Source organism: Endozoicomonas sp. YOMI1 (genome assembly GCF_024606345.1).
Classification (GTDB): Bacteria; Pseudomonadota; Gammaproteobacteria; order Pseudomonadales; family Endozoicomonadaceae; genus Endozoicomonas.
Genome location: NZ_JAHHPM010000282.1, coordinates 1 through 10460, shown reverse-complemented (window position 1 = coordinate 10460; position 10460 = coordinate 1). Strand labels below are relative to the sequence as shown.

The 10460-nt window shown below is 51.4% G+C and carries 8 protein-coding genes and 1 pseudogene; 4 read left to right on the top strand and 5 right to left on the bottom strand.

The annotated features are described in order from the left end of the window. The coding region (locus tag KDK15_RS09720; RefSeq protein WP_257295155.1) for a hypothetical protein at nt 1-2446 on the top strand (2446 nt) is incomplete at its 5' end. Between the two features lie 52 nt (nt 2447-2498). Here the strand turns inward: KDK15_RS09720 and hutI are convergent. The 3 genes and pseudogenes from hutI to KDK15_RS21240 all read right to left on the bottom strand — a co-directional run. After that, a complete protein-coding gene (gene hutI / locus KDK15_RS21005) occupies nt 2499-4724 on the bottom strand; it encodes an imidazolonepropionase (RefSeq protein ID WP_306800293.1) in 2226 nt (741 codons plus the stop codon). 50 nt (nt 4725-4774) lie between these two features. Then, nucleotides 4775-5074, bottom strand: a complete 300-nt coding sequence (locus KDK15_RS09705; RefSeq protein ID WP_257295154.1) for a hypothetical protein — start codon at nt 5072-5074, stop codon at nt 4775-4777. 60 nt (nt 5075-5134) lie between these two features. Continuing rightward, nucleotides 5135-5275: pseudogene (locus KDK15_RS21240) on the bottom strand (RING finger domain-containing protein); the annotation flags it as partial. Nucleotides 5276-5433: 158 nt separating this feature from the next. Between KDK15_RS21240 and hutC the strand changes: the two are divergent. The 3 genes from hutC to hutH all read left to right on the top strand — a co-directional run bounded on the left by hutC (nt 5434) and on the right by hutH (nt 9543). Continuing rightward, a complete protein-coding gene (hutC, locus tag KDK15_RS09700) occupies nt 5434-6147 on the top strand; it encodes a histidine utilization repressor (RefSeq protein WP_257295153.1) in 714 nt (237 codons plus the stop codon). A 127-nt stretch (nt 6148-6274) separates the two neighbouring features. Next, on the top strand, nt 6275-8014 hold the full coding sequence (gene hutU / locus KDK15_RS09695; protein ID WP_257295157.1) for a urocanate hydratase: 1740 nt from the start codon (nt 6275-6277) through the stop codon (nt 8012-8014). After that, nucleotides 8011-9543 (top strand): histidine ammonia-lyase, encoded by a 1533-nt coding sequence (gene hutH, locus KDK15_RS09690; RefSeq protein ID WP_257295152.1) that lies wholly within the window; start codon nt 8011-8013, stop codon nt 9541-9543. The genes hutU and hutH overlap by 4 nt, the downstream gene beginning before the upstream one ends. A gap of 1 nt (nt 9544) precedes the next feature. Here hutH and KDK15_RS09685 read toward each other — a convergent pair whose 3' ends face one another. Together KDK15_RS09685 and KDK15_RS09680 are read right to left on the bottom strand one after the other, a co-directional pair. Then, on the bottom strand, nt 9545-9937 hold the full coding sequence (locus KDK15_RS09685) for a DUF1513 domain-containing protein (protein WP_257295156.1): 393 nt from the start codon (nt 9935-9937) through the stop codon (nt 9545-9547). Beyond that, nucleotides 9859-10350 (bottom strand): DUF1513 domain-containing protein, encoded by a 492-nt coding sequence (locus tag KDK15_RS09680; RefSeq protein WP_257295151.1) that lies wholly within the window; start codon nt 10348-10350, stop codon nt 9859-9861. Before KDK15_RS09680 ends, KDK15_RS09685 begins: the two co-directional genes overlap by 79 nt. Nucleotides 10351-10460 lie beyond the last annotated feature (110 nt).

Genomic DNA, 10460 nt, shown 5'->3' with positions numbered 1-10460 from the left:
AGCGGAATGTTGCCTGAATGGCCTGACGTTGAATGGCCAGCGGGTCACGCCGGATACGGTGGTTCAGGATTATCAGGCAGCCAATTCAACACTGGAGCTGGGGCGCTTCAAAGCCACATGCTGCCTGAAGGGGCTGGTGTTGAATGGCCAGCAGGTCACACCAGATGCGGTGGTTAAGGATTATCAGGCAGCCAGAGCAACGCTGGAGATAGCACGCTTCAAAGCGGAATGTTGCCTGAGGGGCTTAATGTGGAATGGGCTGAAGGTCACACCGGATGCAGTGGTTAAGGATTTCCCGGATAATCCGGAAGGCAAACTGGGGATAGCGCGCTTTAAGGAAAAATGTTGCCTGGCGGGCCTGGTGTTGAATGACCAGCAGGTTACACCGGATGCGGTGGTTAAGGATTTCACGGATAGTTCGGAAGGCAAATTGGCGTTGGCACGCTTCAAAGCGGAATGTTGTCTGAGGGGGCTGACGTTAAGTGGCCAGCGGGTTACAACGGATGAGGTCGTTAAGGAGTATCAGGCAGCCAAAGCAACACTGGAGCTGGCGCGCTTTAAGGAACAATGTTTCCTGAGGGGCCTGATGTTAAATGGTCGGCAGGTCGTACCGGATGAGGTGGTTAAGGATTATGAACGCGGTGGCTGGTTGCTCGAAAAAGCTGTTTTTTATTCTCAGCTGGCATTGAATGCATGCGTATTGAATGGCAACTATCTGGATGACAATGAAGTATTGGCAGCGTTCGATGAAGTACCCGGAGATCATTCTTTAAGGCAAGCTGAATACCTGATGCAAAGGTTGAAACAACCTCAGTGGTACGATGATAGCAACGATGCTCAGGATATCATTCAACAGGCCTGGCATATCTCAAACGGCGTATTGGTCAAAGATGAGCATCATCGACTGCAATGCATATTGAAATTCATGGCTATGAAGAATGAATTGACCATTGATCACCAGAGAGTGTCAGCAGAACAGTTATTGCAATCTATCAAAACACTGAGGCGCTCATTTCATAACTCACGCTTGCAATTCTTCTTCCTGGCACACTGCTATATCACGAGTCAGTCTGTTAATGGGCGACAAATCCAAAAGGATCAGGTTTTGGCGTGTCTTCAGCGTTTTCCTGAAGGAAGCAAGATGCGTCATGCCTTAGGTTGCTGGTTTGAACAATACAGCTTCGAAGCCAATATAATGGATCAGCTACTGTTTAAACGAGAGAGGGGCGTCGGGAGTGATAGTCTGTACGGATACGCAGCCTCTGCCAGTCAGCATGTGGCTTCTGTTACCCTTGGTGCAGAATACCCCCAAGAAAAGTTTACCGACATCTCCTGGTCGGACTGTTTGCTCATTGATGGAAACAGGCATTCAGCCAATCGTGTCAATAACCCCGGACATGGGCATAAATACCATCTCCCCGACGTGATCCCCGTTATAGAAAATTCTGGCCTCAGCGCAAAATCGGTAGAGGTATCCGTTGCCTGTTCTGGCAAGGAAGGCTCACTCCCTTGTCATACCGTGGAATGCTGGAATGAAACATCAAAAACAGGCGGACCGGGCTTCCCGGACAAGACGGTTCCACGGTTAAATGCGCTAACGCTGAAAACACTGGAGATTATTCAGGAAGTCAATGATGCTTATACCTATCCCCCCTTTCTGATTACCGGTTCATGCTCGCGTTTTTTACAGGACCTCTGCCCAGTATTTAATGATATTGACATTATTTGCACGACAGAAGAGTCTGCGAGCAAACTCTTTGCCAAGCTGCAGGAACTGAACACCGACAGGGATTCCGAAATCCCCAAAAACATCGTCATTTGGCCAGTCCAGGGATGTCAGGCGATTAAACTGCCAAACGCCTACAATATTGATCTTAAAGACGGTGATTTGGGTATTAAAGCGATGGGGCTTCAAGTCAGTGTTGACGCTAGAGTAACCGATGCAGCACGATTGGCTATTCCCGTTTCCGGGGTTGAGAGGCCGGTATGGTGTTTGCCGTTTACTGAAGAAATCAGATTATTGAACGATACGCTGGAATACTTCGCTGAGAACCTGGATCCGCTGACCGAGCAATTGCAAAAAGGAGCCGCACTTTACATACCACGAACCATTCTTTTTAATTTTCCTCAAACCCCTGATGAGCGTATTTATGGTTTGCTTATGCGCTCTCTGCTTACCCTGAATAAGGCCAGACAGTTTATCGCACTGTACTCTCAAGGAAAGCCCGAAAAATCTGACTGCTGGACTAAACAGCTTCAAGAAGAACAACACCGCCTTCAGACACTTTCTGAAAACCTTAAAATGAAATTGCATAACCATGTTTGCCGAAATGATTTTGAGCAAAGAGTTAACGCCTGGTTTCCGACAGCTCAGTATGTGAATGATTACCAGATCAATAGTAAGGAATTTGCCAAAGCACTGCTGGCGATGATGCATCCTGAATAAAAAAGATTTGTGAAAAAAGTCCAGTGTTGCAAATATTAATTTCTGTCACCCTCTACCGGGTTTGTCCAGCCAGCTGATGAATTAACCGCGCCGCCAGCCGGGCCGTGTGTGCATCAATATCATGTTTCGGGCAAGTTTCAGCGATATCAGAGAGTTTCAGCTTGCCGCTGTGTTTGATGGTATCCAGCAAAGGTTCCACAACCTCCAGTGGAATACCTCTGGCAGCGGGTGCGCTGACGCCGGGGGCCAGAGCGGCAGGGAAGGCATCAATGTCGATGGTCAGGTAAATATGATCCACTTTGTCGATAAACCGCTGGAGATCTTGCTGTAACGATGGCAGGTTCAACAATGTCATTGCTTTATCGAGTCGATAGGTGACACCCAGTTCATCCGCTCGATTAAAAAGTGCCTGAGTATTGCTGCTTTCACTGATGCCAAAACAAAGGTAGTTAAACGGGATGCTGTGCTCCCGGGCGTATTCAGAAGCCTGCCAGAATGGGGTTCCTGAGCTGGGGCCTACTTCGGGTAAACGAAGGTCAAAGTGGGCATCAAAGTTGATGATGCCGACATTGACCGGGTGACTGTCTTTACCCTTCCCCTGTTTTTCCAGATGCATCATAAGTCCCTGGTAAGAAGCCCAGCCAATTTCATGGCCTCCTCCCAAACCCATCACTAATTGACCATTGTCTAATAGTTGGCACATCTGCCTGGCATAGTCTTGCTGTGCCTGTTCCAGATCGGTGCCTTTACAGCGAATGTTGCCTGCATCCCAAACCGGGGCAGTGCGATTCCAGGGAAGGTTAGTCAGTGCCTGTCGAATATGGTCTGGCCCTTTGGCTGCACCGGGTCGGCCCTGATTTCTCCGGACACCTTCATCAGACTCCAGCCCCAGTAAAGCAACCCCTGGTTCGCCATCCGGTGCATAAGGTCGAACTTTCTGATGCCAGCGCTGTGCAGCCTGTGGATCGGTTTCCTGGTCAATACGGCCAGACCAGGAGAATGGTGGGTTTCTGGAGATGGTTGATTGCACAATTTGGCCATTTTTTATGATCAGGGAAGGGGAGACACCCGTGAGTCCGGCCGCCAGAGAGGCAGGATGGCTGACAGGCCAGAGTAACAGGTCGGCAGCCAATCCTGCTCGGATTCTGCCGGTTTTGTGTTGAAGACCCAGTGCCTGTGCCCCATGGCGGGTACAACCGGCCAGTGCCTCGGAAGGTGTCATACGAAACAGGGTGCAGGCCATGTTCATCATCAGCCGTATGGAGGCGAAAGGGGATGTGCCGGGGTTCAGGTCAGTGGCAATGGCAATGGGAACGCCAGCCTCTCTTAATGCTTCAATAGGTGGCAGTTTGGTTTCCCGGAGGAAGTAGAAGGCGCCGGGCAGCAGAGTGGCCACCGTGTTGCTGTTTTTTAACGCCTCAATACCGGACTGGCTGAGGTATTCCAGATGATCCACAGAAAGTGCCTGATACTTTACCGCCAGTTGGGTGCCACCACTGTCGGAGAGTTGCTCGCCATGGAGTTTGATGTTCAACCCATGGGCTTTGGCGGCTTTGAATACCCGTTCTGTCTGTTTGAGTGAGAAGGCAATGTTTTCGCAGAACACATCCACAGCATCGGCCAGTGGCTCTCTGGCCACCGCAGGGATCATCTCAGTGCAAACGTGCTCAATGTAATCATCTGCCCGGTTTTTGTATTCTGGCGGCAAGGCGTGAGCACCCAGGAAAGTACGGACCACAGTGACAGGGTACTCGCTGGCCAGCAGGCTTGCGGCCCGGAGCATTTTGGTTTCGGTTTCCGTAGCCAGACCATAGCCGGATTTGATTTCCAGTGTGGTCACCCCTTCTGCCAGTAATGCCTCAAGTCGGGGACGGGAGTCGTCAACCAGTTCTTCAACCGTGGCTGCCCGGGTGGCTTTGACGGTGGAGAGAATGCCCCCTCCCTGATTGGCGATGGTTTCGTAGCTGACGCCTTCAAGTCGCTGTTCAAACTCTCTGGAGCGGTCTCCGGCATAGACCAGGTGCGTATGGCAGTCGATCAGGCCAGGTGTTAACCATTGCCCTTGTCCATCAATGGTCTCTTTGGCCTTGCTGCCTGGTGGTAATTCCGGTTCTGCCCCTGCCCATATAATCTTTCCGTCCTGAACCAGAATGGCGCCCTGACTGATGCTGTTATAGGGGCAGGTTGACGTGCGAGCCGGATCCATGGTGGCAAGGTGAATATTCCGGATGAGTAGATCGCAGGAGGTCAGTGATGCGTCAGCGTTACTGTTGTTCATGGTGTCCGGCCATTCCTGGAAAAATTCTTGGGATAAAGAGCCATGTTAAATTATCTTCTGATTAAGGTGCCAATCATATTGCCTAATGCAATGCCACAGAGTACGTCTGCAAACAGGGCAAGAAAAGAGCCCATCTCATACCTGAACACTTCTCTGACCAATCTGGCAAAATCCGTGTGAGGAAGGTCGTTGAGTATAAAGTAAGCGGCTTTAAACAAAAAATTGATGGAGAGAAGCTCCATGGCTCTCAAAAAGGTTCTGGTATTGTCCCAGGGGGTAACCGAAATTGTAGAAACAATCGTCAGTAAAGAAATCGCGGCAATATTCCGCTCATACACAACCCTGTCCATTATGCTCCTGCTACTTATTCTGCATATTTCAAAGGGAGAGCATTCATGTCGACATAAAGGACAGTTCGGTACTCGCTTTACCCACTGGGTAATGCATGAGCGTCCAAAGATATGTCCACAACTCATTAAAACCCGATTGTGTGTGGAATTATTATAATCGTTCAGACAAATACTGCATTGATCGTCAGTAACATTGTTCATCTTAACCTCGTGAGAATCCCAGTGCTTTTCTAGCAGAATCGTACAAATTATATTATCCTATTGTATATACAACTATATACAATAGGATTGCGTAAGCAAGCTGCGGTCCCTCAGGGTCGCCAGATCGTGTGAAAAGCACCAATTGACACAAATAAATTATGAATCATAGCCTGTTACCCCGTTATCAACAGATTAAGCACTTTATTCTGGACAAGATTGAGTGCGGTGAGTGGACAGAATCCCGCAAGGTGCCTTCTGAGAATGAGCTCTGCCAGCAATTTTCCGTGAGCCGGATGACCGCCAGGAAGGCGCTGCAGGAGCTGACGGCTTCCGGCGTGCTGATGCGCCAGCAGGGGCTGGGTACGTTTGTGGCTCCCCTTAAGCCACAATCGTCAATACTGACGGTGAAGAACATCGCCGACGAGATCAGGGAGCGAGGGCATGGTTACAGCAACCGGGTATTGCTTCTGTCTGAAGAAAAGGCATCCGAGGCCATTGCGGTTTCTCTGGAATTACCGGAGTCAGCGACCATTTTTCATTCCATTATTGTTCACTACGAAAATGGCCTGCCGCTGCAGTGGGAAGACCGTCATATTAACCCGCGGTTTGCTCCGGAATACCTGACGCAGGATTTTTCCCGGGAAACGCCCAATGTCTATCTGAATCGGGTCGCTGCGCTTACAGAAGCGACACATGTCGTGGAAGCGACATTGCCTTCGAAAGAAATGGCCGAAGCACTGGCTATGGAGGCCGGTGCTCCATGCCTGAGAATCATGAGAAGAAGCTGGTGTCGCCATGGTGTGGTCAGTCTGGCCAAGCTGATGCACCCGGGTGACCGATACCGCCTTGGAGACCACTTACAGTTTTCCTGATGACCTGCCGACATGTCGGATCACAGGAGTAACACCCAGGGCAATGACAACGACTGTGCAGGTGATAGTTTCACAATAAAAAAGCGTAACGTAGAGGACGGTGAATATGGCAAGTGAACAGGCGAAGATGCATACAACCGGTGTTAAAGAACCCGTTGGCAAAGTCGGCAGTAAAGGGCATCAACGATTGGATCCTGACCGAATCATTCGGGCTCCCAGAGGCTCTGAGCTGAATACCTGCAGCTGGCAGGTAGAAGCCCCTCTGCGTATGTTGATGAATAATCTGGATCCGGAGGTGGCAGAGCATCCTGAACAGCTGGTGGTTTACGGCGGTATTGGCCGGGCAGCCCGGGATTGGGATTGCTACGACCAGATAGTGGCAACTCTGAAACGTCTGCAAACCGATCAAACATTGCTGGTCCAGTCCGGAAAACCGGTTGGGGTATTCAAGACCCACCCCGGGGCTCCCCGGGTGTTGATTGCCAACTCGAACATTGTGCCTTACTGGGCAAGCTGGGAGTACTTCCATGAGTTGGATAAACAAGGCCTGATGATGTACGGCCAGATGACCGCAGGCTCCTGGATTTACATCGGTTCCCAGGGCATTGTGCAGGGGACCTACGAAACCTTTGTGGCCATGGCCAAAACCCACTTCAATGGCGATGCTTCGGGCAAGTGGATTCTCACCGGTGGTCTTGGCGGCATGGGGGGCGCGCAGCCTCTGGCGGCGACCATGGCCGGTTTTTCCATGCTGGCCTGTGAAGTGGATGAGTCGCGAATCGACTTTCGCCTGAAAACCCGTTACCTGGATAAAAAAGCGGCGACGCTGGATGAAGCGCTGGCGATGATTGAACAGGCCAAATCGGAAGGCAAAGCGATTTCGGTGGGTTTGCTGGCGAATGCGGCGGATATATTTCCCGAGCTGGTTGAACGCAATATTACGCCGGATGTGGTGACGGATCAGACATCTGCCCATGACCCATTGAATGGTTATCTGCCCAAAGGGTGGACGTTGGCAAAGGCCAGCGAACGTCGTCAGGTGGATGAAGCTGCTGTTACCCGTGCTGCACGAGAGTCTATGGCTGTTCAGGTGCGGGCTATGCTGGAACTGCAGAAGCGCGGGGCGGCAACCGTCGATTATGGCAACAATATAAGACAGATGGCGAAAGAGGTTGGGGTTGAAAACGCCTTTGACTTCCCCGGTTTTGTGCCCGCCTACATTCGTCCACTCTTTTGCCAGGGTATCGGTCCTTTCCGCTGGGCAGCCCTGTCCGGTGACCCTGAAGATATCTACAAGACTGATCAGAAAGTCAAAGAGCTGATTCCTAACGATGCGCACCTTCATAACTGGCTGGATATGGCCAGAGAGCGTATCGCTTTCCAGGGACTGCCAGCCCGTATCTGCTGGGTAGGTTTGCAAGACCGGGCCCGCCTGGGGCAGGCCTTTAACGATATGGTGGCCAGTGGTGAGTTGAGTGCGCCAGTGGTGATTGGCCGTGATCATCTGGATTCTGGCTCGGTTGCCAGCCCTAACCGGGAAACCGAAGGTATGCACGATGGCAGTGATGCGGTCTCTGACTGGCCGCTGCTGAATGCGCTGCTGAATACTGCTTCGGGGGCAACCTGGGTGAGTATTCATCATGGTGGTGGTGTTGGTATTGGTTACAGCCAGCATTCGGGTGTGGTGATTGTTGCTGATGGTACCGATGAAGCCCGGGAAAAGCTCGGAAGAGTGCTGTGGAATGACCCGGGAACCGGGGTGATGCGCCATGCGGATGCAGGGTATGACATTGCCCGTGAGTGCGCACAGGAGAGTGGTTTGGACCTGCCCATGCAGTCTCGAGAGCCCAAGGAGAGCCAAGTATGAATGAGGTAGTGATTTCCCCCGGAAAATTATCGCTGAGTGACCTGCGCAAGGTTAGCCGCCATGAGGTTCAGATCAAGCTGGACCCGGCCTGTTATCCAGCCATTAATAACAGTGTTGCCTGTGTCAATCAGGCACTGGCTGAGAACCGGGTCGTATATGGCATCAATACCGGGTTTGGCCTTCTGGCCAACACTCGAATTCCAGACCGGGAACTGGAGGCTTTGCAGAGAAGTATTGTACTTTCTCATGCCACCGGTGTGGGGCAGTTTATGGAAGAAAGTACTGTCCGCCTGATGATGGTATTAAAAATCAACAGCCTTGCCCGGGGACTGTCGGGAGTGAGGCTGGAATTGATTGAAGCACTGATTCAACTGATTAACCTGGGGGTTTATCCCTGCGTACCCGAGAAGGGGTCGGTGGGGGCCAGTGGAGACCTTGCGCCGCTGGCTCATATGAGCTGTTTATTACTGGGTGAAGGCCATGCCCTGGTGGATGGTCAGCAGGTGACGGCCATGGAAGCCCTGACCCACGCCGGTATGCAGCCAATGAAGTTGGCACCGAAGGAAGGGCTGGCACTGTTGAATGGCACTCAGGCCAGTACCGCCTTTGCCTTGCAGGGACTGTTTGGTGCTGAGGATTTAATGGCATCAGCCATTATCGCCGGAAGCCTCTCCATTGAAGCAGCCATGGCCAGTCGTCGTCCTTTTGATCCTCGCATTCACGAGGCACGGGGGTTAAAAGGGCAAATTGATATTGCCCATGCCTACCGCACCATGCTGGACCACAGTGACATTGAGCAGGCGCACATAGACTGTGACAAGGTTCAGGATCCGTACTCATTGAGATGCCAGCCTCAGGTGATGGGGGCCTGCCTTGAACAGATGCGCTATGCCGCCGGACTGCTTGCAGTGGAAGCCAATGGGGTTACCGATAACCCCCTGGTCTTTGCTGAACAGAATGAAATACTCTCCGGTGGTAACTTCCACGCAGAGCCCACCGGCATGGCTGCCGAAGCATTGGCTCTGGCCATTGCAGAAATCGGCGCCATCAGCGAACGACGCATCGCGCTGCTGGTGGATCAACACCTGAGTGGATTGCCGCCATTTCTGGTGAAGAACAGTGGCGTTAATTCCGGTTTTATGATTGCTCATAACACGGCGGCTGCCCTGGCCAGTGAAAATCGTTGCCTCTGTCATCCTTCGGTAGCCGATAGCCTGCCCACTTCTGCCAACCAGGAAGACCATGTATCCATGGCCACTTATGGGGCCCGTCGTTTACGGGAGATGAACAGTAATACGGCGTCTATTGTGGGTATTGAATTGCTGGCGGCGGCACAGGGGGTGGATATGAGGAAACCCTGCAAAACATCGGAAACGTTGCAGATGGTGATGAAAACGGTGAGAAAGGATATTCCGTTCTATGACCAGGACCGGTATTTCTTTCCTGATATCCAAAAGGTATCCGAGCTGGTGGCCAGTGGTGAGCTGAGCGTTTATATGCCAACAGGGCTGTTGCCAAGCCACTCATAGTTTATGCAGGCGGCTGAATGCTCAACATATGGTTATCCCAACGGCAGTCAGCGTGTTTAACCCGATGGATGCTCTTTGCCATTCCCCGGAAGCATTGCAGTACCTGAATCTCGCCAGGACCATTGCTTACTGCCAGCTTGTTTGATGAGAGTGATGCAATGCCTGCGCAATCTCGCTGATCGATCATTTGACCAGAGTGACGGTTCAGATAAATCAGTGAGGGTGCCAGTGAGTCCGGGTTCAGGCTTTGCCTTCCCGAGTCCGGATGAGTTCTGATGCCGCCAATGGCAATAACCAGTGTTTCTCCATCCGGCATCATTTGGATTTCATGGGGGCCGGGAAAAGGGAGTAGCCACTCACCTGCTCTTTTGTATCCCTGTTCAGTGTCGTAAATGCCAATAACATAACACCCTGTAAAGAACTCAGGTTGTTTTCAGTGGTGTAGAGCCATTTGCCATTCGGACTAAAAATACCATGACCGTATAAATGCCTCTGATGTGCTGTCGCTATGCTTTTGCAAATATAAGCCTTGTCAATATCAACGGCATAAAAGTGATAGCCCGGGCGTCGCTGGAAAACAACAACCTCTGTTGTACCCGGTCTAAGGGTGGCATCGTGCAGTCGCTCAGGTACCGGAATGATGTTCGACTGATCCCTGTAAGGATCGATCAGACGAATACTGTGATTACCCGATGAGTCCATGGCCGCAGAGACCAGTACTTGACGAGAGTGCGATGTACATCCGGTACCGATCAAACCGATAGCCGACAGAGTCAGTGCATTTTTTATAAATACGCGTCGATGCATCTTATTACTGTTTCAGTGGGAGGGTATTCTTGAAAAGCCTCCTAGGAGGCTGTCTGAGAATAGCGCCCGTAGCGAGGATTGCGAGAAATTGAGGATAAAAATTTCTGATT

Coding starts and splice junctions, on each gene's coding strand:
- hutI (WP_306800293.1), bottom strand. CDS start 4,724: ATGAACAACAGTAACGCTGACGCATCACTGACCTCCTGCGATCTACTC.
- KDK15_RS09705 (WP_257295154.1), bottom strand. CDS start 5,074: ATGGACAGGGTTGTGTATGAGCGGAATATTGCCGCGATTTCTTTACTG.
- hutC (WP_257295153.1), top strand. CDS start 5,434: ATGAATCATAGCCTGTTACCCCGTTATCAACAGATTAAGCACTTTATT.
- hutU (WP_257295157.1), top strand. CDS start 6,275: ATGCATACAACCGGTGTTAAAGAACCCGTTGGCAAAGTCGGCAGTAAA.
- hutH (WP_257295152.1), top strand. CDS start 8,011: ATGAATGAGGTAGTGATTTCCCCCGGAAAATTATCGCTGAGTGACCTG.
- KDK15_RS09680 (WP_257295151.1), bottom strand. CDS start 10,350: ATGCATCGACGCGTATTTATAAAAAATGCACTGACTCTGTCGGCTATC.